General features: G+C 53.3%; 1 protein-coding gene. It reads right to left on the reverse strand.

What is annotated here, in order from left to right:
• Nucleotides 1-62: 62 nt before the first annotated feature.
• Nucleotides 63-492 (reverse strand): transposase (locus BRO54_RS18935; protein WP_139268120.1); only part of this gene is annotated, 430 nt, incomplete at its 5' end.

Below are 492 nucleotides of genomic sequence, written 5' to 3' on the forward strand. Positions count from 1 at the left end.
CTGTAGATGAGCATTTTTCATTACAATAATTTCCATGCTTTAAGAGACAAACAGGGTCCCCCTTAGGCGACATGGAGCTGTTTTTTGATCACATCAATGGGAATATCTTGCTTTGCGGCGTCATAAATGAACTCTATGACGCTATGGCCTTTCCGCGATCGAAGAAGCTCCAATCCGGCGGAGAGGTCTTGCTGGGATTCGGCGATGCTATACACGCAGGAGAGCAGCACCACCGCCCAATACCGTTTCACCGCCCGAATGTGGCGAACTCGGTATCCATCCAGCTTCAGTTGATCTTTCGCCTGCCGGAAAAAGCACTCGATCGTCCAACGCTGAGCATAGTAACGCAAGATGTCTTCGTCCCCGAGCTCCCGGTCAGTGCTCAAGACACAATGGAGATGTTCCGGCGTCATCGGCTGATCCGCCTTCCAAGCGAGCAGCACCACGGCGTCATCGAGGCCATGGATGGCCCCCTCATAGCGATACACGCGG

The sequence above is a fragment of the Geobacillus proteiniphilus genome (assembly GCF_001908025.1).
Classification (GTDB): Bacteria; Bacillota; Bacilli; order Bacillales; family Anoxybacillaceae; genus Geobacillus; species Geobacillus proteiniphilus.